The organism is Hymenobacter gummosus (genome assembly GCF_003970915.1).
GTDB classification, from domain to species: domain Bacteria; phylum Bacteroidota; class Bacteroidia; order Cytophagales; family Hymenobacteraceae; genus Solirubrum; species Solirubrum gummosum.
The window spans coordinates 155,695-178,683 of sequence record NZ_RXOF01000008.1; the positions used below are offsets into that span (position 1 = coordinate 155,695).

The following is a 22,989-nucleotide window of genomic DNA, read 5'->3' on the forward strand; positions in this document are numbered from 1 at the left end:
CAATCAGCGGGCGTAGTAAATCCACCAGGGACCGAGGTGCTCGTGCTGGTTCAGCCCCCGCAGCAGGTAGCGGCGGCTCTGCGGCAGCTCGCCCTTGCTGAGCACCACCGGCTGCCGGCGCAGCAGCGGGCCCAGCGCGGTGGTGTCGGCCGCATCCTGCAGGTTGATCAGGTGCTCATGCCAGCGGCCGTCGTGCTCAAACTGGGTTTCGCGCTGCAGGGCCTGGTTGCCGTCGTAGAGCGAGACGGGCAGGCGGCGCTGGGCAAAGGCCAGGGAGGGCAGCAGCTCGTTGTAAACCAGCACCGGGCGCTGCTGCAGGCCCAGCTCCTTGAGTCGCTCGGCCACCGGGCGGCTGCCGTTGGCCTGGACCTCAATCTGGCCCAACAGGGGCTTGGCGGCGGCCAGCAGCCCCACCGTGAATAGCACGGCCAGCACCAGCAGCCGCGGGGCAATGCGCACTTCTTCCCAGAACATGTGCGTGAACAGCAGCAGCAGAATGCCCGCCGCCGGCCACAGGGCCGTGGCCGGCCGTACGTTCAGCCCGAAGCCGGGGCCCAGCAGCGGCATCAGGCACAGGCCGCCCAGCACCAGCCCAAACAGGGCCATGAAGCCCACGTACCAGCGCAGCAGCACCGCGTCGGTGCGGCGGCCGAGCAGCTCCACGGTGAGCAGGGCTACGCCGGGGAAGATGGGCAGCACGTAGAGCAGCAGCTTGGATTTGGAGAGCGAGAAGAACAGCAGCGGTACCAGCACCCACCACAGCAGCACCTGCTGCCAGCGCCGGCCCAGGCGGCGCCAGCCCGTACGTGCCAGCTCGGTGAGCAGTGCGGCCGACCACGGCAGGGCGCCCAGCGGGGCCAGCACCAGGTAAAACCACCAGGGCTTCGCGCGGTTGAAGGTGGCCGCGTTGGCGAAGCGCTCCACCGTGTGCTTGAACAAGAAATAGTCGATAAACTCCCGGTTTTCGGCCACCAGCGCCAAGTACCAGCTCAAGCCCACCAGCGCGAACAGCAGGCCGGCCAGCAGGTGGTGCCCGCTCCAGGGGCGGCGCGGGGCGTCCTTGGTCAGGTGCAGGCTGATGAGCACCATCACGGGCAGCACCACCGCCACCGGCCCCTTGGTGAGGAAGCCCAGGCCCAGCGCCACCCAGCCCAGGTACAGCCAGCGCAGCGCCGGGCGCCCGGCGGGCGTGCAGTGGTAGCGCAGAAACGCGTAGGCCGCCAGCAGCTCCAGGGTGGCCAGGTAGGCGTCGGTGGTCACGTTCAGGGCCGAAATCAGCACCACCGGCAGCGTGCCGTAAACCACGGCGGCGGCCAGGGCGCGGCGCCGGTCGCGGGCGAAGACGAGCAGGCCCACGGCGTACACCAGCCCCACCTGCGCCAGCACGGCCAGCACCGGCAGCAGGCGCACCGCCCCGGCCGTGCCGCCAAACAAGCCCAGCCCCGCCGCCGTGAGCCAGTAGGTGAGCGGGGGCTTGTGGAAGTGCTGAATGCCCAGCAGCCGCGGGTGCAGCCAGTCGCCGCCCGTGAGCATTTCGCGCCCGATTTCGGCGTAGCGGGCCTCGCTGCTTTCGAGCACGCCCCAGGCGTTCAGATTCAGCAGGAAAGCGCCGAACAGCACCGCCAGCAGCAGCCACAGCCACAGGCGCGAAGACATCGGGGGCAAAGCAGCAGGCATAGGCGGAAAGCTGGTACGAAGGGCAAAAATAGCCCAAAACCGGCCGTTCCGGCGCAGGGGCCGCCTAGCGCACCCGGTCCCAGACTTCGCCCGTCACCGATTCCATGCGCACGATGCCGTACTGCCGGTCGTAGTAGACGCGCCGGATGCGCGGACGGGGCAAGCCGGTAGCCGCACAAGCGCTCGGATTGCCGCCGGCGGTAAACGTCAGCACGTAGTCGTAGCGCTGCCCGCCCACGACGAGCGGCGCGTGAGGCCGCAGATTCACATCGGTGGTATCCGACTGCCATTCCAGGTCGGAGCAGCCGGGCCGGCCGAATTGGTCGGGGCTGCCGATGTACTCCAGCAAGTAGCCCGATACGCCTAGCAGGCCGCCGGTGGCCGGGGCCTTTTCCGGCAGCGGAGTATTCAGCGACACAGGCCGCTGAAACTGGATGGAACCGTTGCCCACGTTCGCCGAGTCAGTCCGCTCAAAGCGAAAAGCCCAGGTATCGTAATAATAGCGCACCCCACTACCGCTACCCGGCAGCGGCAGCGTCGGCCCGAACACGGGGCAGCAGTCATATTCCTGTTTCAGCTTCTCATATATCCGGCTCACCCGGTACACCCGCTGCTGGCCCTGCCCGTTGCTGAAGCGCCATTCGTCGCCTTCGCGGTGCTGCATCCAGCGGCGGTCCTCGGCGCTGAACCGGAAATAAGGCGGCTCGGGCGCGTGTTTGCGGCAGCCGGTCAGCAGCAGGCCAGCCAGGACCACGAAGCAATAAAGCGGAATAGCGGTGAGGCGCATAGGCAGGGCAGAATCGATGAGCTGAAGGGAGCCTGATACATGAGCTGGCAAGTGCAACGATGGTTGTATCCGGCTCAGATTTAACCCTAAACCTGAGCAGCTGCGTACTGAGTTAGTATTAAAACCGCCGGAATCAACCCCAATTCTGTCGGTATTCATACCACCAAACCTACCTTGACCATGCGAATCCTGCTCACCGGCGCCAACGGCTACATCGGCCAGCGCCTGCTGCCCCTGCTGGTGGAAGCCGGCCACGACGTGACCTGCCTGGTGCGCGACCCGCGCCGCTTCGAGCTGCCGGCCCCACTGCGCGAGCGGGTGCAGGTGGCGCAGGCCGATCTGCGCCGGCCCGATACGCTGCGCGAGCTGCCCACCGACTTCGAGGCGGCCTACTACCTGGTGCACTCCATGAGCACCAACGGCCGGGATTTCGCGCAGGTGGAGCAGCAGTCGGCCCGCCACTTCCGCCAGTACCTCGACGGCACCGCGGTGCAGCAGGTGATTTACCTCTCGGGCATTGCCAACGACGCCCACCTCTCGGAGCACCTCAGTTCCCGCCGCGGCGTGGAGGATGAGCTGGGCCGGGCCGCCCGGGCCCGGCTTACGGTGCTGCGGGCCAGCATCATCATCGGCTCGGGCTCAGCCTCGTTTGAAATCATCCGCGACCTGACGGAGAAACTGCCTGTCATGATTGGGCCGCGCTGGCTGAACTCGCGTTGCCAGCCCATCGGCGTGCGCGACATCATGCACTACCTCACCCACGTGCTGGGCAATGCCGACTGCCTGGGCCAGACCTTCGACGTGGGCGGGCCCGACGTGCTGACCTACCGGCAGATGCTGGAGGGCTTTGCGCGGGCGCGGGGGCTGCGGCGCCGCATCATCCCGGTGCCGGTGCTCACGCCGCGGCTGTCGTCGTGGTGGCTGTTTCTGGTCACGCGTACCTCGTTTTCGCTGGCCCGCAGCCTGGTCGACTCGCTGCGCAACGACACGGTGGTGGCCCCGGCGCGCAGCATTGCGCGGGTGCTGCCCCACCGCTGCATGACGTACCAGGAGGCGCTGCAGCTGGCCTTCCAGCGCATTGAGCAGAACGAGGTGGTGAGCAGCTGGATGGACGCGGCCAGCAGCGGCGTGGCCCGGCAGAACTACATGGATTACGTGCAGATTCCGCAGCAGGGCATGTTTTTCGACCGACAGCAGCTGCGCTTTACCCGCCCGCCCGCGGAGGTGCTCGACAACATCTGGCGTATCGGCGGCAAGCGCGGCTGGTACAAGGTGGACTGGCTCTGGCGCGTCCGCGGCGTGCTCGATAAGCTGGTGGGCGGCGTGGGGCTGCGCCGCGGCCGCCGCTCCCCCACCGACCTGCGCCCCGGCGACCCGCTGGACTTCTGGCGGGTGCTGGTGGCTGACCGTCCCGGGCGCCGCCTGCTGCTCTACGCCGAAATGAAGCTGCCCGGCGAGGCCTGGCTGCAGTTCCGCATCTGCCCGAACGCCGACGGCTCGCACACGCTGGAGCAGCTGGCCGCCTTCCGGCCCCGCGGGCTGGCCGGGCGCCTGTACTGGTACGCGCTGGTGCCCTTCCACTTCGTTATCTTCAAGGGCATGCTCGACAACATCGGCCACTTCGCCCCGGGCCACGCCCGCCCGACGGCCGCCGCGCACCCGCAGCCGCGCTAAGCCGCTGGTTTTCGCGGCCGTATTGCTTAGCTTCGGGGCCCGGGCCACAGGCTCTGGAGCGGCGGCACTGCGAGTCAATAGCCGCGGGCCGTCAACCGTTTATCCAATCAGTGTCCTTATTCCAGCCATCTGCCCTACTGTACAAATGTCAGATTGATTTATACGCTACCTGCTCATAGTTAGCACATTACCTTTTGGGCAACCACCCTGCTAACGTCTGATTTCCCGACCTTTTAGGCACCTGCCCGCGGGCCGGACCGCCTACCTTTTCCTGCTCGGCCGCGCCTTGGGTGTCGGCCGCCCTACGCCTATTCCCGCCGCTATGTCCCACCTCTCCGCTGTTCTTCTTCCTTCCTCGGTTGGCCACCACTACTACACCACGTTTTACGTGTTGGCCTTTCTGCTAAACCAGGCCCTGCTGCTGTGGCTGGGACACCGCCGCGGCTACCCGCTGCGCTCCTGGTTGCTGCTGACCACCGGCGTCACCCTGGCTTTCATCGTGGGTACCAAGCTCATTGCCGCCCCGGGCACCGACTGGTCGGCGCTGTGGCAGCACGGGCAATGGCCCGCCGGCACGGCCCGCTCGGTGCTGGGCGGGGCCATTGGCGGGGCGCTGGCGGGGTTGGCGCTGCGCCGCTGGCTGGGCTACAGCTGGCACGCGCTGGACGTGTTCTGCCTGCCCATGGCCGCTGCCTACGCCGTGCAGTGCGTTGGCTGCCTGCTCACTGGCTGCTGCTTCGGCCACGTGGCCGACTGGGGCGTGCAGTACGCCCCCGACACGCTGCCTTTCCTGGTGCAGGTGCAGCGCGGACTGATTCCGGCCACGGCCGCGCACTCGTTGCCGGTGGTGCCCACGCAGGCCTTGTCGGGGCTGCTGGTGCTGGCGGTGGGCGGGCTGCTGTGGGCGCTGCGCCACCGGCCCTGGGCGGGCGGCAGCTGGCGCCTGCTGCAGGTGGCCCTGCTGCTGCTGGGCCGCTTCCTTATCGAGTTCTGGCGCGACCCGGCCGGCGAGCAGGTGGGCGCTGAGCTGACCTCGGTAGCCGGCCTCACGCTAAAACAAGTGCAATGGGCCCTGCTGCCGCTGCTGCTGCTGTTTGGCTGGGGCTGGTGGCGCCGCAGCCGCCCCCGGGCCACCCTGCCGGCCGAGGTAGTGCCCGCTAATTATTCGGTGCGCAACTTGGCGGGCGTGGCCGTCATGCTGGCCCTTACGGCTGTGCTGGGGCCGGCGGCCTTTACCCTGCCCGAGGTACTGGTGGTAAAAGCCGGCCTGACGGTGGTGCTCCTGGCCGAAGTGGCGGCCCTGCTGCAACGCAGCGCCGCCGCCCCGCGCCGCCTGGGTTTGCCGCTGGGCCTGGCCTCGGCGGTCCTGCTTTTTACCAACCAGGCCCCCGCTCCCACCGATACGGCCGCAGTACGCCGCTACCTTACGCTGGGCGTGGGCGGCGTGCGCGGCGCTTACGACCAGGACGTCGTGGACTCCGACGGCTGCGGCGGCACGACTTCACGCACGGCCTATTACCACCGCTATGCTGCCGTGGGCGGCACGGCCGAATACGGCGTGCGCAACCCCAGCCGCAACTTCCAGGCTATTGGCCTGGGCGTGTGGCGGGGCTATGAGCGCATCGGCATTCAGCAGCTCGACCCGAACGGCCCCTTCGTGACGGTGGGCGAAGACGGCTACACCCGCCGTACCATCTGGGACGTGAATCCCTACGCCGAATTCCGCACCCGTGAGGGCGGCAACTGGGAAACCGGCGTGCGGCTGGGGGTGCACGTGGGCCAAATCAGCTATACGGCCCGGGCCCTGCGCCGGGAAGAGGAAAGAGGCCTGGCCCGCCCGATTCAGTTTCTGCCCGAAGTAATGGTCTGGACCGGGGTGCGCCGCTCCCTCTACGCGCAGTTTGACATGGGCACGGGCCCCCTGGCGCTGGGCAACTACGTGACCCGCGTGGGGCTGGGCTCGGGCCTGGGCGCCCGCGACGGGGGCCACCTGCTGGCCGGCCTGGCGCTGTCCAGCCACTACCCGGGGCCGGTCATGGGCTTTCTGAGCGGACAGATTCACGTGGGCCGCAGCGGCTTGCTGCTGGAGCCCTACGCCGCCACCGACTTCGGCCGCCACTTCCAGCTGCAGGGGCAGCTGCGCTACCGCATTCCGCTGCCCGCGCGCCGCTAGCTGCCCAGCCGCCGAATCAGCCACAGCAGGGCGCTGAGCAGTAGGCTTACCAGCAGCATGGAGGCCAGCGGGGCGTAGAAACGGAAGCCCGGCCGCTCGATGCGAATGTCGCCGGGCAGGCGGCCAAACCAGCCGAGCAGGGAGCCGCCGCCCAGCCAGATTATGGCCCCGAGCAGGGCCAGGCCCAGGCCGAGGACAACGAGCAGCTTACCGACTTGAGGTGGCATGGGCGGTGAGATATACCCGTCGTAAACGCAACGGCGGCCGGTTTGGGTGCCCATGCGGACGCGGGCCCCAACCGGCGCCTGCCGCTTACTGCGGCTTGGCGTAAAAGGCTTCTACCGAGCGGGTGTAGAGGCAGTATTCGATGGGGTTCTTGATTTGGAACACCCGGGGCTCCTTGGCGCCGGCGGGCACCAGCATCAGGCTGCTCTTGCCGCTTACCCTGGCGCGTTCCAGGCCCAGCCCCTCGCGGTTGTCGAACTTCACGTCGAGGTAGTACAGATAGGGGTAAATCCAGTCGACGTAGCCGCGCTTACTGGCGCCCGAGAGGCTGCGGATTTCCAGCGCCTGGTAGTCAGTGGCAATGGCCCGCTGCAGCTCCACGGCGTTGAGCGGCTGGCCGCGCAGCACGGGCATTACGTCCCACTGCCCGTCGAGCAGCACCCACTTCTGGCGGTCGGGCAGCCAGGTTTCGAGCAGCACGTGCCCGGCCCCGCTCTCGGTGGTTTCCACGTCCTTGGTTTTCAGGCCTAGCACCCGCGCCGGCAGCCCGTAGGCGTTCAGGCAGGCCGTGGCCACGATGCCGTACTCCACGCAGCGAAACTGCTTGCCTTGTTGGGCTTCTTCCAGGATGGAAATAGCGTCCTTCCGGGTGGGCTCGTTGCTGCCGTCGTGGCGCCACTGCTGGTGCACCCAGTGCAGCAGGCGCTGGGCCCGCTCGGTGTCGTTGGCGGCGCCCTGCACCACGGCATCCAGGTGGTACTGCCGGCGCAGCTGGGCGAGGTAGGCGTTGCCGGGGCCGGTTTCGTAGCGGAAGGTGTAGGGCGCGACCGGACGCGGGCCGTCGAAGCGCAGGGGCGCGGTGCTGAAGGCGGTGGCGCGCAGCTCGGTGAGGGCGTAGCGGCCGTCGTCGAGCAGCACGTAGAACTGCTGCACGTCGCCGGGGCGCAGGCTGTAGCGCACGGAGTCGCGGTCGGTGCAGAACACCACGGTTTCCCGGGCCGCGTGCAGGGGCAGGGGCAGCACGTCGGGGCTGGCTTCGGGGGCCACCCGCCAGCTGCCGCGAATCCAGTCGCGGCCGAGGCGGTAATCGGCCCGCAGCTCGTGGGCTTTGATGACGGGCAGGCCCTGGTAGGTGGCGGATTGGGCCCGGACACCGGCGCCGACGAGCAGCAGGGCGGGCAGCAAAAGGGTTTTCATAGCGGGTCGGGCAAGGAGTGCGTTTAGAACGCCAGATGCCGCCACCGCCGCTGTAGTTGCCTGAGCAGCCGAGCTATTGTTGGCTTCCCCGGCGCCCACTGCCGGCAGCCGCCCATCCGTTCGCGCTTTTAGCTCACCAGCGACAGAAACACCACCGCCACCAGCACCACGAGAAGCGTGTATGCGCCCAGAGCCAGCCACTCGGCCCGCTGCTTGAAGTCGTGCGGGTAGCGCTGCCGGATGCGCTGCTGCACCCACACCGAAGCCATGAAGCCGACCAGCACCAAACCCAATGCCACCGGGCTGGGCAGCAGCTGCCGGAACATCAGCAGCAACGCCAGCAGCGGCACCAAGCCCACCAAGTAGCCCAGCAGCCGGGCACGGAACAGGGCGGCGGGCTGAATCGAGGGAGGCGGGGCGGGCGTGGGTTTGGTGGCGGGGCGCTTGGGGGGTTTCTTGGCGGGCATGATGCGCACTAATCAGGTGACAAAAATGAGGAGCGGTCCGCGCTACTGGTTACGGTTTTTGTTTCTGGCGCCGCTTTTTTTCCTGTTCATACGCTGCCAGCAGGTCCTGCCGGATAAGCTTCGCCGTGTGGGGCAAGGGAGCCGCGTACATACTTATCTTTTTAGGAGGGCGCCATTAGTAACAGAACTTCATACTTTGCTTGCTCGCATCGAATACCCCATCGTTACTGTATCGACGGAGCAACCCACTGACGCGCAGGTACCGCAGCCGCTGTCGTAGGGTGTCGAGCTGCCCGGCGCGCAGCTGGTAGTGCACCGTTTCGTCATCCGTCGAATCCTCCAGCAAACCGTCCCGGGCCTCTACCTCCCCCGATTTCAGCTTGATCCTGTAATAGGAGCGGTAATTGTGCCCGGGGTAACCGTTGTAGCTGCTTAGCTCTATTGCGCGAGGCAGCCACCAACGCGGCTGGGCTACATAATCAATCAGGAAGCCCAACTGATAAGTCAGCACGTAATGGCGGTACATCGGCGGGCCGTATTCCGGGTCCCGATTATCCACTTCGTCTATTTCCCAGCCTTCCAGCACTGGTTTACCGTGGCGGCGGGCCAGCGTTACCGTGCGGCACAGGCCGCGGCTGCTTCGCGACAGCGGGACCTGTCGCACGAGTGGCGGGGCGGCTTCCCGATTAAAAATGACCACGTTTTGGTCGCCGGTACAGATCAACAGGTCCGTTTTGCCGTCACCGTCTATATCAGCCTTCTGCCAGGTTGGTGGAATCGTCACCCCGCAGCCCGCGCACCGCTCGCGCAAGTCCAGCTGTAGGCTATCCAGCTCAGTACTTCCTCTATGGTCCTTATTAATTCGGTATACGCTATCCAGCAACGTCTGCGCCCCGGCCACCGAATGCACCGCCTCGATTTGCCGGCCCCAATCGGTGATGCGCTGGCCCTGCGCCTGGCCGCCGAGCAGCAGCGCCAGCAGCAAGAAGCTCCATTTACTCACGCGCATAAGTGGGTCCATTTCACTGGCTCGCACCATTTATTGCTTCACTTCCTGCCAGCGCAGGGATTTTCGCAGCCCCAATATGCGGTGATAAAGCAGCTCCAGCCCCATTGAGCCTTCGCCGCCATCGTCATCAATCTGCTTGTAGCCGCCTTCGTACACTACCGTCAGGTAATAGTGCGGGTGGTGGTTGCCGCTGCGGGTGTACTCCGACCGACGGCGGGCGACTCCCGCGTAGTTGACCAGTCCGGCCAATGCTTCAAACTCCTGCTTCGCCAGCAGGGCTACGCTGCTCTTTACCACGCCATCCGTTTCTTCCCGGCACACGGCAAACCCGGACTCAGTAATGGTCAGGTCCACTTTCGTGGTGCCGTAGTATGACATGAAGTAAGACAAAGCCACGCTTTCGACCCGCCGGGAATCCGGCCGGGCGTTGTATTCCACGAGCCCCGCGTATTTGTAGACCAATCGGTACTGCCTGCTCCGCCCGAGCAGGCCGCCGAATTTGCGCTGATAGGATTTGGCTTCTATTACGGCCTGCCCGCCTTTCATGGTCAGCGTTGGCAGGAAGCAGTACTTGCTGCCGTAGTTGACTCTTTGCACGTCGTACCTGTCATTGCCGAGTGCCATGACCAATAGCACCTCCTGCCGGTTGGCGTCGCCAACGGCCAAAATATCGGTATAGCCGTTGCCGTCGATGTCGGCCTTTATCCACGGCTGCACACCCCGTTTGCGCGCCTGACACTTGCAGGTTCGATTTCGGATGGACAGGGTATCGGAAATCGTCACGCGGGAAAAATGCCCGGCCGTGTCGGCGGCGTGCATTAGCGCTTCTACTTCCGAGGCGGTGCGAATACCGTCAATGCGGTTGCCCGCCGGCTGCTGCGCGTAGCCGCTCCGGGCCACCGCTCCCAGCGCCAGCAACAGGCAGCTCAGCCGCCTCACGCCTTCTTCTCGAACACAAACTTCACCTCGCCCTCGGCCGAGACTTCCAGCGCGGCCTCGAACTTCTGGCCCGTTCGCTGGGAAGTGAAGCCGCGGATGACGTCGGACTTGCCGCGGCGCAGCAGCTTGGCCACCTGAGCGTCGGTGAGGAGGCGGCCGCACAGCTCCAGCGGCACCCGGAACTGGCAGTCTTCGCGGAAGCGGGAGCAGCCCCAGGCGGTTTTGCCCTTGAGCATGGTGCCCAGCCGGCACACCGGGCAGGGAATCTGCTGGGGCTTATCCTCGGCGGCGGGCTTGCTTTCGGCGGCGCGCAGCAGCTCCGGCTCGTGCCGGGCGTTCAGGCTGATGGCCGCGTCGAACTTCTGGCCCACGTCGTCGACGAAGCCCTTGATAACCGGCGTGCGGCCCTTGCTAAGCAGGGCCTGCAGCTGCTTGTCGGTAAACTTCTTGCCCTCGAACACCAGCGGCAGGCGGAACTTGCAGCCGTCCTTCCAGCCCGAGCAGCCGTAGGCCGTCTTGCCCTTCAGGATGTGGCCTTTGCCGCAGGCCGGACAGGTACCGAAGGCGCCGTCGGGCGCGGGCGCGGCGTTGCCGGCCGCGGCGGGCTTGGCGGCCGCTTTGGCCGGGGCCTTGCTGCCGCCGTTTTTGGCCGCGGCGGCGGCCGCGTCGGTGGCGGTGGGCGGCAGGGCCGTCATGCGGGCGCGGTCCTGCTTCACCTCCTGCACCATTTCCTGCACCAGGGCCCTTAGCTCGGCCAGAAACTGGTCGGATTCCAGGTTGCCGGCCTCAATCTGACGCAGCTTCCGCTCCCACTGCCCGGTCAGCTCGGCCGATTTCAAGGTGGGGTTGCGAATCAGCCCGATCAGCTCGACGCCGGTGGGCGTGGGCACGATGCGCTTTTTCTCGCGCTGAATGTAGCCGCGCTTAAACAAGGTCTCAATGATGGCGGCCCGCGTCGAAGGCCGGCCAATGCCGTTTTCCTTCATGGCCTGGCGCAGCTCCTCGTCGTCCACGTTGCGGCCGGCGGTTTCCATGCCGCGCAGCAGCATGGCCTCGGTGTACTCGCGCGGGGGCTGGGTCATTTTCTGGTCCAGCTTGGGCTTGTGCGGCCCCGATTCATCCTTCACGAACGAGGGCAGCACGGTATTCACCACGTCGTCGTCGCCCTCGCCGGCTTTGGCGGTGCTCGGGGCCTGCTGCTGGGTCGGGTCGCCGTAGACGATGCGCCAGCCGGGGTTCAGGATTTGCCGGCCGCGCACGCGGAAAGGGTAGCCGGCCGCCGCGGCCGTCACGGTCGTATTCGACACCTCGCAGTCGGGGTAAAACGCGGCCAGGAAGCGGCGCACGATGATATCGTACACGTTCGATTCCCAGGTGCTCAGCCCGCCGGGCGCGTTGCCGGTGGGGATGATGGCGTGGTGGTCGGTGACTTTGTTGTTGTTGAAGACCTTGCCGGACTTGCGAATCGGCGCCCCCAGCAGGGGCTGCACCAGGCTGTGGTAGGGCCCGCTGATGCCCTGCAGGATGCCCTTGATTTTGAGGTACTGGTCGTCGGGCAGGAAGGTGGTGTCGACGCGCGGGTAGCTGACGACCTTCTTCTCGTACAGCGCCTGCACGGTTTTGAGCGTGTCCTCGGCCGAGAGGCCCAGCTGGTTGTTGCACTGCACCTGCAAGGAGGTCAGGTCGAACAAGGCGGGCGGCGACTCCAGCGCCTTTTTGATTTCGACGCCGGTAATGACCAGCGGCACATCCTTTACCGCCGCCATGGCCTTGTCGGCCTCTTCCTGGCTCACGAAATAACCACGAGCCTTCAGGCGGGCCTTTTCGTCGGGCTCGTCGTCTTCGGCCTTGCCCTTTTTTGGGGGCGCGACGTGGCTGAACATGGTACCGCGGTATTCCGTCCGCAAAACCCAGTAGGGCTCGGGCCGGAAGTTCTGGATTTCGTGGTAGCGGTCCACCAGCAAAGCCAGCGTGGGCGTCTGCACCCGGCCGAGGCTGAGCACCTGCCCCCGGCCCTGGGCGTATTTTAGGGTGAACAGGCGCGTGGCGTTCAGGCCCAGCAGCCAGTCGCCGATGGCGCGGCTCTTGCCGGCCATGTAGAGCCGGTCGAATTCCTTGCCGTCGCGCAGGTTGGCGAAGCCCTGGCGGATGGCTTCCTCCGTCAGGGACGAAATCCAGAGGCGCTTGAAGGGCTTGCGGTACTTGGCCTCCGTCAGCACCCAGCGCTGAATCACCTCCCCTTCCTGCCCGGCGTCGCCGCAGTTGATGACTTCCTCCGCGTCGGCCAGCAGCTTTTTGATGACGGCGAACTGCCGGCGCACTCCGTCGTCCTCCATCAGCTTGATGCCGAACGAGTCGGGCAGCATGGGCAGGTCGTGGATGCTCCAGCGCTTCCATTCGGGGTGGTAGTCCTGGGGCTCCTTGAGGGTGCAGAAGTGCCCGAACGTCCAGGTGACCTGGTAGCCGTTGCCCTCGAAGTAGCCGTCCATGCGCAGGCGGGCGCCGAGCACGTTGGCAATTTCGCGGGCGACGCTGGGCTTTTCGGCAATGCACACTTTCATAACCGCTGATTAGGCTGATTTCACTGATTGCGCTGATTCCGGTGGGCCTCAGCGGCACGTTGAATCAACAAAGATAACCGGAGAAAAAGTCGGGGCGGCTGGGGGAAGTTGGGTTGGCCCGGACAGTTTTTCAGGTTTGTCGTCGAGCGTTGCTACCCTCAACGGCCCACGCGCCGGTACCAGCCCTGCCGCAGCCGATAAGTGCCCTCGGCCAGCTCCGGGGCAGCGCTGGCGGTGTCCGCGTCCGGGTGGTAGGTGCTGTCGTCGCTGCTGGTATAGCCGCCGAAGCGTAGGGTGCGGCCCTGGTTGCGCACCTCGTAGCGGCGCTGCTCCTCCCACTCCGAGCCGCCGGCTTCCTCGCCATTTTCGTCTTCGCAGCCGCCCAACATGGTTTCGGAGCGGGCGACCCGCTCGTTGAGCAGCCACCGGTCGTGGAGCAGGCTATGTTCTAGAACAGTTGACCACCGCAGCCAGACGAATAAGCGTCTGCGCCAGGAACAAGCCGGCGGTGCGGGGTTAGAGGAAGGTCCTTCGCAAGCTCAGGATGACGTTCGGATTGACGTGCTAATTGACGTTCGGATTGACGTGCTGCTTGATGTGCTAATGGCTCGTTGCTCCCGTGGCCGCCTTCTGCAGCCGCTCCGCCTCTCCCGCCGCCAGCTCCTGCTTGAGCCGCTCCATGCCGTCGATAACACCCGTAAACTGCGTGGCCTCGAACCGCTCGTGGTACTGGTGGTACTGGCGCAGCAGCTTGTCGAGCACGAACTGGGTTTCCTCGGCGTAGCCCTGCTGGCCCACGCACAGCAGCGCGTCAAAGATCAGGGCCTTGATGTAGTCCAGCCGCTGCACCGACCAGGCCAGGCACAGGGCCGTAATGACCTCGCGGCGGAAGCCGGGGGCGCGCTTCATGCGGCGCTTCCACTCGTTGTGCTGCACCTTGTGGGTCATGTACACCACCGCGTCGTTTTCGCCCTGAAAGGCCTTGTTCAGCGTGCCCTGGGCCGAGCGCCAGTCCTTGTACTGGGCCGTGAGGTAGGCCACCAGCGGAATAAACACGGCCAGCAGCGGGGCGTAGCTGCGAAACAAAGCCCAGCCGCTGATTTCGGGGGCCGCGGTGGTCAGGGCCTGGCCGGAGCCGGCGGCCGCAAGCAGCAGGAACGGAAGGGCAAGTAGCCGTTTCATCAAAGCAGAACGAGTCATCGGAAGCCGCGCCGCCCGGCCTGGCCGCCGACGCAAGCTTGAAGATAACCAACGGCGCCGCATTGCGGGCCAAACGAGCAGCGGCCGGGGCCGGCGCCGGGCGGCCCGGCGGGCCGGACAAGTCCCGTTTACGGCACCGTCAGCACGATTTTGCCGGCGGCATGGCCCTGCTCACTGTAGCGGTGGGCCTGGGCGGCGTCGGCCAGCGGGAAGGTGGTGTCGATGACGGGGCGGAGCTGGCCGGCGGCCAGCCAGCGGGCCAGCTGCCGCGTGTCGGCGCCCCGGTCCCTGGCCAGCACCATCGAGAGCTTCTTGTCGGAAAACACGCTCAGCGGCAAACCCAGCAGGGCGTCTTTCGGGTCGATGACGGTGGTGACGTAGCGGCCGCCGGGGCGCAGGGCGGCCTTGCTTTGCAGGTAGCTGCTGCGGGCCACCGCGTCGAAGATGAGGTCGTAGCGGCCGGCGTCTTGGGTGAAGTCGTGCTGCTGGTAGTCGATGATTTCGTCGGGGCCGAGGCTGCGCACCAGCGCCGCGTTGCGGGCCGAGCACACGGCCGTGACATGGCCGGCCCCGAGCAGGCGGGCCAGCTGCACGGCCAGCGTGCCCACGCCGCCCGCCGCCCCGTTGACGAGCACCCGCTCCCCGGTGGCCAGCTCGCCCCGGTCGCGCAGGGCCTGCAGGGCGGTAAGGCCGGCCAGCGGCACGGCCGCCGCCTGCGCGAAGCTTAGCCCCTCGGGCAGCGCCGCCGCTACCTTGGCGGGCAGCACGGCGTACTCGGCCCCGGCCCCACCCAGCGCATCGACCATGCCGAACACCCGGTCGCCGGGCCCGAACCCGCTGACGCCCGCGCCCACCCGCGCCACCACGCCGGCCACGTCGCGCCCCGGAATCTGCGGGAAGCAGAAGCCCGACACCAGCCGCAGCTCCCCGCGGCGGATTTTCCAGTCGACGGGGTTGACGCTGCTGGCGTGCACGCGCACGAGCAGCTCGCCGGCTTTGGGTTCGGGCGTGGGCTGCTCGCCGTACCGGAGCACGTCGGCGGAACCGTACTCGGTGTAGTAAATGGCTTTCATGCTAGCAACAGCTGGTGTTAGCTGCCCTTACGCGGCGCGAGGCCGGGCCGCCGAATCCGTCGCGTCGGCCGCCGCGCTCAGGTCGCGGTTGGCCGCACTGCCCATACCTTCCCGCCTCAGAGTCCGTCGGGAAAGTCTTGGTTGACGTGCAGCGTGCTGGGAAACAGCGTATCCTGCTCACCGGAAGTCTGGTTGAAGCGCGTCGTCCACCCGGGGTAGTAATAGGTGGCGCGCAGCGTGGTATCGTTGCGCAGTACGTAGCGCACAAAGGGCCGCCCCGGCTCCGGCCTGCGCACCCCGGCAAAGCGGCGGTCCAGCCCCCGGTCAAACACGCAGTCCACCTCCTCCGACCAGTTGAGGATGATGGCGCCGTCCTGCAGGCGGGCCGGGTACATGGCCTGGCATTGCCCGTGAAAGGAGTACACGCCCGTGTCCGGATGAAAGCTGAATACCAGCCGAATCAGGCTGCTTTTGCTGGTATCCGGCGGCGTGCCTTCCCAGTACGTTAGCGTCGAATCGTGCAGCACGGCGGCGGCGGAGGCAAAGCGCTTGCGGGGCTTCGGCGGCGGTAGCGCGGCGGCCGGCTGCTCCACCCGCTGCACCTGCTCCGCCTCGGGTGGGGAGCAGGCAGCCGGCCCCAGCGCCCCCAGTATCAGCCACCGGCGCCAGCTAAGTTGATTATGCATTCCAAAACCGATTGATGGTTACTGCTGCTTCCGCCAGCGGCGTGGCGGCTTCCCCCGGCAGCTCCCCGAACGGCCGCAGCTCCACGCCGCCGGCCTTGCCCGGCGGCCGCTGCCAGGTACCTACCACCCGCCCGTCCACCACGATAATCGGGCGAAAGATGCCGTTGACGGTCAGCACCTGCCGGGCGTGGGCGGGGTCGAGCAGCAGCTCCCGGTTTTTGTAGGCCACCAAGTACTCATCGAAGCCGGCCAGCAGCCGGGGCGGCGCGGCCGGGGCCGGACCGGAGTCGGCGGGCCACCAATATGATTGGCCGTCAAGCTGGGCAGTCTGCAGGCCCGGCTGAGCGGCTTCGAGGCCGCGGCGGGCCTCGCCCAGCGGCAGGCCAGCCCACCAGGCAAAATCGGCGACGGTGGCCGGGCCGTGGCTGCAGAAGTAGCGGCGGGCCAGTTCGGCAATGGCCTCGGCGCGGCTGCGCGGCGGGGCGGGCGGCAGCCAGTTGTCGAGCAGCGTGTAGGTGGGCTCGGCCCCGAGGCGGCCAGCCGGGCAGATGAGCTTTTCCCACACTGCCCGCTGCAGCAGGCTGTACAGGCGCGGCCCGTCGGGGCGGATGCCGGCCTGCCGTAGCGCGGCGGCCAGCGCGCTGCGCGGCTGCGGCGGCTGGGTAGTCAGCAGTTCTTCCAGCACCGCGAAGCTGCGGCGGAAGGTGCCCGCGTCCAGCTCGCGCTGCCGGTACTGGCCCGCGCAGGCCGCCACTAGGCGCGGGGCCACCAAATCCAGCAGCCAGCGTACGTCGGCGGCGGCGGCCAGGTGCAGGGTGCCGCGCAGCAGCCAGGTGCGCACGAGGCGGCCCTCGGTCAGGGCCTGCGCCACCGCGGCGGCGGTACTGCCGGGCAGCCGCGCGCCCACGGCCCACAGGCTCTGAGCGTAGTCCTGAGCCTGCATGGCACCGAAATGGGCCACCAAGCCGGCCGCATCGGGCGTGGCAGATGGGGCCGGGTGCTGTTGGTGCAGGCGGAGGTGGAGTAGTTCGGGGGTAGTCATGAGCGGCCGACGACGAGCCCCCAAGGTACGAGGCCGCCGGGCCGCAGTCCGCCTTAAACCAAAAAACCTCCGCGCCAGGGGCAGCGGAGGTTTCGGGCCGGCGGGGTGAGCTATTAGAACCCAGCCGGCGCTGCGGTGGTCAGCCGCAATTCGGGTTAGCGGCCGGCTTTCTTGCTGGTTGGTTTCTCCGCTTCTGCCAGCTCGGCTTCCGACATGCCCGGGGCCAGCGGATGCTTCGCGTCGGCGGCGTGCTGGTGCGCCTGCTGCTCCTGGTACTGCTGGCCCAACTGCTCCATTATCACCTGAGTGCCCGCATTCAGCACCGGCTCGTCGCGGGTGTAGATGTGGCTGTACTCGTCCCGCAGGTCGAGGTCCACTTCCAGGTCGCGCAGCAGCCCTTCGCGGATGTCGTACACCAGGCCGTGCAGGCGGGGTGGATTCGGGCGCTTGCGGGCGTTCTGGATGATGGTCGTCTTGGCCAGGTTGCGCACCTGCTCAATGACGTTTAGCTCCACCAGCCGGCGCAGGCGTTCCTCCTTGTCTTCGATCCGCAGCAGTTCCGTCTCGTGCAGACGAATCACGTCGCGGATATTGGTGAGCCAGTTGTCGATAAGGCCGTACTGCTGGTTGCTAGCGGCCGCGGCCACGCCGCCGCAGCCGTAGTGGCCCACCACCATAATCACTTCTACTTCCAGCACTTCCACCGCGTACTGGAGCACCGACAGCAGGTTGATGTCGGTGTGCACCACCAGGTTGGCGATGTTGCGGTGGGTGAACATCTCACCCGGACCGGTGCCGGTGATGGCCGAGCCGGGCACGCGCGAGTCGGAGCAGCCAATGAACAGATAGCGCGGCTTCTGACCCATAGCCAGCTTTTCAAAGTACTGCGGGTCCTTGGCCAGTTGTTCTTTGACCCAGCGGCGGTTGCCTTCCAGGATTCGTTTCATGGGGTTCAGGTAAGGAAAAGGGAAATTGCGGCCCGGTACCGGCGGGCGCGTCCGGCGCCAAAGGTATTCTACGCACGCGGTTCAGGGCGGGCGGGGCGGGCAGAACAAATTTCCCCGGTTCTGTTTTGCGCCATCTTAGTGGCCCGGCACCTGTACTGGCGGAATGTTGCGCAGCTCCAGCCAGATGCCGCGCTCCGCGGCGCCCTGCCGGAAGTTCTCAATGGCTTCCAGCACGTCGTAGTCGATGGTTTCGGAGTCGGTGCCGTCGAGCAGCACCCGGGTGCCGGGCTTGAACTGGTCCAGCGTGGTGGCAATGGCGGCTTTGTTGAGGAAGGTCACGTGCTCGGCCAGCTTCAGGTGCACCGTGTCGGGGGCGTGGTCGGGCTCGTAGTGGAAGAAGTAGGCCGATTCGGCGTGGTCTTTCAGGATGATGAAGGCGGCCACGGCCAGGCCCACGCCCACGCCCTTGAGCAGGTCGGTAACGATGATGAGCCCCACCGTGACGATGAAGGGCAGAAACTGCTTCCAGCCCAGCTGCCACTGCGTGCGGTACAGGGCCGGCTTGGTGAGCTTGTAGCCCACCGTCAGCAGCACCGCGGCCAGCGCCGACAACGGAATCAGGTTCAGCACCTGGCCCAGGAACAGCACCGCCGCCGTCAGCAGCAGGCCGTGGAAGAAGGCCGACTTGCGCGTCTGGGCGCCGGCGTTGATGTTGGCCGAGGAGCGCACGATAACGGCCGTCAGCGGCAGCCCGCCAATCAGGCCCGACAGCAGGTTGCCGGTGCCCTGGGCCAGCAGCTCCCGGTTGGTGGGCGTGCGGCGCTTCTGCGGGTCGAGCTTATCCACGGCTTCCACGCTCAGCAAGGACTCCAGCGAGGCTACCACCGCAATGGTGCCGGCCAGCAGGTACACCTCGCCGCCCTTGGTCAGCACCGACCAGTCGGGGAAGCGCAGGGCGCCCAGCACGTCGTCGATGCTGTTGATGGCCGGCAGGCTTACCAGGTGGGTGGTGGCCACCTGCCACTCAGGCCGCACCCGGATCAGCAGCAGGTTCAGGCCGATGGCCAGCAGCACCACTACCAGGGCGCCGGGCACCAGGGCCAGCACCTTGTTGCGCTTCACCCAGGGCTGCTCCCAGAGCACCAGTACCAGCATCGAGACGAAGCCGATGAGCAAGGCGCCCGGCTGCAGGCCGGCCAGCGCCTGCCCGATGGCCGAGAACGTGTTCAGTCCGTCGGGCTGGAAGAAGTTGAGGTCCTCGAAGAAGTCTTTGTCGCCGCCCAGAAAGTGCGGTATCTGCTTCAGAATCAAAATCAGGCCGATGGCCGCCAGCATACCCCGGATAACCGAGGTGGGGAAATACATTCCAATGACGCCCGCCTTGAGCATACCCAGACCCAGCTGCAGCACCCCGGCCAGCACCACGGCCACCAGGAAGGCCTCATAGGTGCCCATCTGCTGAATGCCGGCCAGCACGATGGTGGTCAGGCCGGCGGCCGGGCCGCTCACGCTCAGCTGCGAGCCGCTCATCAGGCTCACTACCAGCCCCCCAACAATACCGGCAATGAGGCCCGCCAGCAGGGGCGCCCCCGAAGCCAGCGAAATGCCCAGGCACAGCGGCAACGCCACCAGAAAAACGACGAGCCCCGCGGGCAGATCCTTAGCCAGCGTATTGCCGGTGGGCCGCGGCGCAGAGGGCGCGGCAGAATTAGTAGAAGGCGCGGACGCCGTCAGGACTTGGGGAGCTTCCATGGGGGTGGGTAGAACTGAAGCCACAACCAAGCCCACCTGCTGCCGCGCAAGTCGGGCACGTTACCAGGCTTTGGCTCCAAATGTCTTCGCCAATCTTAATCTCCGGTTAAAAGGGTGTTAAAAGCGCATTAAAACAGGTGACAGGTGACAGGTGACAGGTGACAGGTGACAGGTGACAGGGCGTACTGGCTTCCTAGTCAGGAGTTACGCTCGGCTGAAACCACCTGCCTTTTTTGACACCTCCCGACGTGTCATCTGTCATTCCTTACTGCAGCTTCGGTAGCTCCAGCGTGACGGTAGTGCCCTGCCCCAGCGCACTTTGTACCTGAATGGAGCCGCCGTGCAGCTCCATGATCTTGTGGGTGAGCGGCAAGCCGATGCCGTGCCCGGGCACCCCGCGGGCGTTGTCGGCGCGGAAGAAGGGCACGAACACCTGCTGCCGGTCGGCCTCGCTCATGCCCACGCCCTGGTCGCGCACTTCCAGGCTGATGCGGCCGTCGAGGGCGGCCAGGGTGGCCACCACGGGCTGCTCCGTGCCGCTGGAGAACTTGCAGGCGTTTTCGAGCACGTTCAGGATGGCCGAGAGCAGCAGGGCCTCGTTGCCGCGCACCAGCGGGTCGGGCGCCTCGGCCGGGAGCTGGAAGTGCAGGTCGATGCGGCAGGTGGGGTGACGGCGCTGCACTTCCTCGTGGGCCTGCAGCAGCAGCTCGTCGAGGTGCAGGGGCTTGAGCGGCACCTGCGAGGGGTCGTCGGAGGCACGGGCAATCTGCAGCAGGCCGTTGGTGAGGTCCTTGAGCAGGCGGGCCGCGTCGAGGGTGCTGCGCAGCACCTGCTGGTAGCCCTCCACGTTGCGCTCCTGCAGCAGGGCCACTTCCAGCTCCCCGATAATGACCGTCAGCGGGGTGCGCAGCTCGTGGGAGGCGTCGCGCACGAAGGTGCGCTGGCCCACGAAGGCCGTTTCGAGCCGGTCGAGCAGGCTATTAAACGTGCTGGCCAGCTGCGACACCTCGTCCTGCCCATCGGCCCCCGACAGGCGGCGGTGCATGTCGTAGGCGGTGATGCTGCCCATTTCCTGCACGGCCCGGCGCATGGGCTGCAGCGCCTGCCCGGCAAACACCCAGCCGCCGATGCCCGTCAGCACCATCGACACGAGCAGCCCCAGGCCCAGAATGCCGCGCAGGGTGCGCAGCTGCCGCTGCGTATCCACGTCGACGGACCAGGCCACCACCAAAAAGCGGCCCTGCCCCGGCACGCTGTAATGGATGCCGATGGTGTAGCGCTGGTCGGCTTCGCGCACTTTCAGCGGAGCGGCAATGGTGTTCAGCCAGCCCGGCGGCAGGGCCCGCTGCGTAGTCTGCCCTTCCCGAAACAGCACCCGCCCGTCGGGGGCGTAGATGCGCACTTCCTCGTCGGGCAGGCTGCGGTAGAGCTGGCGCAGGTAGCGGCTGTAGGCCTCGCGGTGCTGCTGGTCGGTGAGCGGGTGCTGCCCGTCGAAGTACACGTGGGCCACCACCCGGGCGCGGTTGCGCAGGCTGTCGGCAAAAAACTCGCCCCGCGAGTAGTAGGTGAAGACGTAAATCAGCGCCGAAAACAGCAGCAGCGTCACGGCCACAATGGCCGCAAACTGCAGCGCCAGCCGCAGACGAATGGACATAGCGGTGAAATGGTGAAGTGGTGAAATGGTGAGTTTGATGTTCAGATGGCCACGACCGCGCATTTCGCGCAGCCAGAACGGCACTCACTATTTCACCATCTCACTATCTCACCTTTATTCATTGACCTTCGCCACGTAGCCCATGCCGACGAGGGTATGGATGAGCTTGGGGGTGAAGTCCTTGTCGATTTTTTTGCGCAGGAAGTTGATGTACACGTCGATGACGTTGGAGCCGGTGTCGAATGAGGTTTCCCAGACGTGCTCCAGGATGTCGACGCGGGAGACGACGCGGCCCTGGTTGCGCAGCAGGTAGTGGAGCAGAGCAAACTCGCGGGCGGTCAGCTGCACAGGCTGGCCGGCGCGGGTGACCATCTTGCTCACCGGGTCGAGGGTGAGGTCGGCGAGGCGGAGCTGGGGCTGGCTGGGGGCCTCCTGGCGGCGGCGCGAGAGGGCGCGGATGCGGGCCAGCAGCTCCTGAAAGGCGAAGGGTTTGACCAGGTAATCGTCGGCGCCGGCGTCGAGGCCGCGGATTTTATCGTCCGTCTCGCCCAGGGCCGTGAGCATCAGGATGGGCACGGCCGGGTTCTGGGCGCGCACTTGCCGACATACTTCCAGGCCGCTCAGCCCGGGCAGCAGCTGGTCGAGAATAATAAGGTCGTAGGGCGTGGAAAGTGCTTGACGCAGACCCAGTAGGCCATCGGCAGCAATGTCGACGGCGTGAGTTTGCTCACTGAGCCCTTTTTGCAGGAAGGCGGCCACTTTAGGCTCGTCTTCAACCAGGAGAATCTTCATACGCGCAAGAAATACGTTCCCGAAGGTAGGCAGTTGCGGCCGGTTAGTTGCCTGGCTTCCTGCTTTTAATAAGCCTTTAATACGCATTGCGGCCCACACTTCCAACAAAAATTATTACAAATTATTATGATAATAATTTAAAAATAACTTGACACTTCGAGTTAAGTCCTATATGTTTAAGGAAATATTCTATCAGTACGACTCTTCAACGCTTCCCGTGCTGATTTGCTCCCTCAGCCCATCCGGCCGCGCCACTGACCGGCGGGCCACGGGAGCAGAGCGGCGGATAAGCCAAACTCTCCACCACCATGGCTTACCTCTTGATAAACCGCCTGCGGCTGGCAGTGCTGTGCCTGTCGGTGCTGCTGGCGGGCTGCGTTTCGCAGCGCCGGCTGCCCTACCTGCAGGGCAAGGACTACTCGACCCGGACGCCCGTGGCCGTGCCCAATACGCCCCCGCCCTACCGCCTGCAGCCTAACGACGTGCTGTCGGTGCGGGTGCAGAGCGTGCAGCCCGCGCTGAATGATATTTTCAACGTCACCGATGGGCGCAACATCATGGGCGGCGACCCGGGCAACATGTTTCTGGCCGGCTACAACGTGGATGCGGGCGGCACCATCAACCTGCCCACCGTGGGCAAGGTGAAGGTGCAGGGCCTCACCATCGACGAGGCCCAGGCCCTGGTGCAGCAGCAGGTGAGCCGCTACGTGCGCGACGCGAACGTGCTGGTGAAGCTGCTCTCCTTCAAGATAACCGTGCTCGGCGAGGTGCGCAGCCCCGGCCGCTACTTCGTGTACAACGGGCAGGCCACCGTGCTGGAGGCCCTGGGCCTGGCCGGCGACCTGACCGAATTCGGCAACCGCCAGAACGTCAAGCTGATTCGTCCCACGCCCCAGGGCAACGAGGTAACCCTGCTGGACCTGACGGACCCGGCCCTGCTGGCCTCGCCCAACTTCTACCTACTGCCCAACGACGCCTTGTACGTGGAGCCGCTGGCGGCCCGGACCAACCGCGCCAACGCGGGCAACTGGGCCCTGGTGTTTGCCGGCATTTCGTCGGTGGTGCTGATTCTGAACTACATCCAGATTACCAAAAACAACTAGGCGGCGGGGGCGCCCCGCCCCGGCAGCCCAT

The 22,989-nt window shown here is 66.2% G+C and carries 20 protein-coding genes; 3 read left to right on the forward strand and 17 right to left on the reverse strand.

Annotated elements, in window-relative coordinates:
* Positions 1 to 3 precede the first annotated feature (3 nt).
* Together EJV47_RS15160 and EJV47_RS15165 are read right to left on the reverse strand one after the other, a co-directional pair.
* On the reverse strand, positions 4 to 1,656 hold the full coding sequence (locus EJV47_RS15160) for an ArnT family glycosyltransferase (RefSeq protein WP_165903778.1): 1,653 nt from the start codon (positions 1,654 to 1,656) through the stop codon (positions 4 to 6).
* Between the two features lie 85 nt (positions 1,657 to 1,741).
* Complete coding sequence (locus EJV47_RS15165; RefSeq protein ID WP_126694006.1) at positions 1,742 to 2,464, reverse strand: hypothetical protein; 723 nt, start codon at positions 2,462 to 2,464, stop codon at positions 1,742 to 1,744.
* A gap of 180 nt (positions 2,465 to 2,644) precedes the next feature.
* On the opposite strand from EJV47_RS15165, the gene EJV47_RS15170 reads away from it, so the two are divergent.
* A complete protein-coding gene (locus tag EJV47_RS15170) occupies positions 2,645 to 4,138 on the forward strand; it encodes an SDR family oxidoreductase (protein WP_126694007.1) in 1,494 nt (497 codons plus the stop codon).
* Between the two features lie 322 nt (positions 4,139 to 4,460).
* On the forward strand, positions 4,461 to 6,311 hold the full coding sequence (locus EJV47_RS15175; RefSeq protein WP_126694008.1) for a prolipoprotein diacylglyceryl transferase family protein: 1,851 nt from the start codon (positions 4,461 to 4,463) through the stop codon (positions 6,309 to 6,311).
* Here the strand turns inward: EJV47_RS15175 and EJV47_RS15180 are convergent.
* The 15 genes from EJV47_RS15180 to EJV47_RS15250 form a co-directional block, all read right to left on the reverse strand.
* The gene (locus EJV47_RS15180; RefSeq protein WP_126694009.1) at positions 6,308 to 6,538 is read right to left on the reverse strand and encodes a DUF2905 domain-containing protein; all 231 of its coding nucleotides are present in this window, start codon (positions 6,536 to 6,538) and stop codon (positions 6,308 to 6,310) included. The genes EJV47_RS15175 and EJV47_RS15180 overlap by 4 nt on opposite strands.
* Positions 6,539 to 6,623: 85 nt before the next feature.
* Positions 6,624 to 7,733 carry a transglutaminase-like domain-containing protein gene (locus EJV47_RS15185; protein WP_126694010.1) on the reverse strand — a complete coding sequence of 370 codons (1,110 nt, stop codon included), beginning with the start codon at positions 7,731 to 7,733 and terminating at the stop codon, positions 6,624 to 6,626.
* Between the two features lie 128 nt (positions 7,734 to 7,861).
* Positions 7,862 to 8,200, reverse strand: a complete 339-nt coding sequence (locus EJV47_RS15190; protein ID WP_126694011.1) for a hypothetical protein — start codon at positions 8,198 to 8,200, stop codon at positions 7,862 to 7,864.
* Between the two features lie 175 nt (positions 8,201 to 8,375).
* A complete protein-coding gene (locus EJV47_RS15195) occupies positions 8,376 to 9,209 on the reverse strand; it encodes a hypothetical protein (RefSeq protein ID WP_126694012.1) in 834 nt (277 codons plus the stop codon).
* A gap of 30 nt (positions 9,210 to 9,239) precedes the next feature.
* Positions 9,240 to 10,127 (reverse strand): hypothetical protein, encoded by an 888-nt coding sequence (locus tag EJV47_RS15200; RefSeq protein ID WP_126694013.1) that lies wholly within the window; start codon positions 10,125 to 10,127, stop codon positions 9,240 to 9,242.
* A gap of 17 nt (positions 10,128 to 10,144) precedes the next feature.
* The gene (locus EJV47_RS15205) at positions 10,145 to 12,709 is read right to left on the reverse strand and encodes a type IA DNA topoisomerase (protein WP_126694014.1); all 2,565 of its coding nucleotides are present in this window, start codon (positions 12,707 to 12,709) and stop codon (positions 10,145 to 10,147) included.
* Between the two features lie 158 nt (positions 12,710 to 12,867).
* Positions 12,868 to 13,098 carry a hypothetical protein gene (locus EJV47_RS15210; RefSeq protein WP_126694015.1) on the reverse strand — a complete coding sequence of 77 codons (231 nt, stop codon included), beginning with the start codon at positions 13,096 to 13,098 and terminating at the stop codon, positions 12,868 to 12,870.
* 211 nt (positions 13,099 to 13,309) lie between these two features.
* Positions 13,310 to 13,891: a hypothetical protein gene (locus EJV47_RS15215; RefSeq protein WP_126694016.1), complete on the reverse strand. Its 582-nt coding sequence runs from the start codon at positions 13,889 to 13,891 to the stop codon at positions 13,310 to 13,312.
* A gap of 146 nt (positions 13,892 to 14,037) precedes the next feature.
* Entirely contained in the window at positions 14,038 to 14,982 is a 945-nt protein-coding gene (locus EJV47_RS15220; protein WP_126694017.1) for an NAD(P)-dependent alcohol dehydrogenase, read from the reverse strand.
* 116 nt (positions 14,983 to 15,098) lie between these two features.
* A complete protein-coding gene (locus tag EJV47_RS15225; RefSeq protein ID WP_126694018.1) occupies positions 15,099 to 15,668 on the reverse strand; it encodes a hypothetical protein in 570 nt (189 codons plus the stop codon).
* On the reverse strand, positions 15,661 to 16,710 hold the full coding sequence (locus EJV47_RS15230) for a winged helix DNA-binding domain-containing protein (protein WP_126694019.1): 1,050 nt from the start codon (positions 16,708 to 16,710) through the stop codon (positions 15,661 to 15,663). The genes EJV47_RS15225 and EJV47_RS15230 overlap by 8 nt, the downstream gene beginning before the upstream one ends.
* Positions 16,711 to 16,865: 155 nt before the next feature.
* Positions 16,866 to 17,657 (reverse strand): carbonate dehydratase, encoded by a 792-nt coding sequence (can, locus tag EJV47_RS15235; protein WP_243651176.1) that lies wholly within the window; start codon positions 17,655 to 17,657, stop codon positions 16,866 to 16,868.
* Between the two features lie 135 nt (positions 17,658 to 17,792).
* Entirely contained in the window at positions 17,793 to 19,409 is a 1,617-nt protein-coding gene (locus EJV47_RS15240; RefSeq protein ID WP_126694020.1) for a SulP family inorganic anion transporter, read from the reverse strand.
* A gap of 265 nt (positions 19,410 to 19,674) precedes the next feature.
* Positions 19,675 to 21,063: a HAMP domain-containing sensor histidine kinase gene (locus tag EJV47_RS15245; RefSeq protein WP_165903779.1), complete on the reverse strand. Its 1,389-nt coding sequence runs from the start codon at positions 21,061 to 21,063 to the stop codon at positions 19,675 to 19,677.
* Between the two features lie 114 nt (positions 21,064 to 21,177).
* Positions 21,178 to 21,855, reverse strand: coding sequence for a response regulator transcription factor (locus EJV47_RS15250; RefSeq protein ID WP_126694022.1), 678 nt, complete (start codon positions 21,853 to 21,855; stop codon positions 21,178 to 21,180).
* A 308-nt stretch (positions 21,856 to 22,163) separates the two neighbouring features.
* Between EJV47_RS15250 and EJV47_RS15255 the strand changes: the two genes are divergently transcribed.
* A complete protein-coding gene (locus EJV47_RS15255) occupies positions 22,164 to 22,958 on the forward strand; it encodes a polysaccharide biosynthesis/export family protein (RefSeq protein ID WP_126694023.1) in 795 nt (264 codons plus the stop codon).
* Positions 22,959 to 22,989 lie beyond the last annotated feature (31 nt).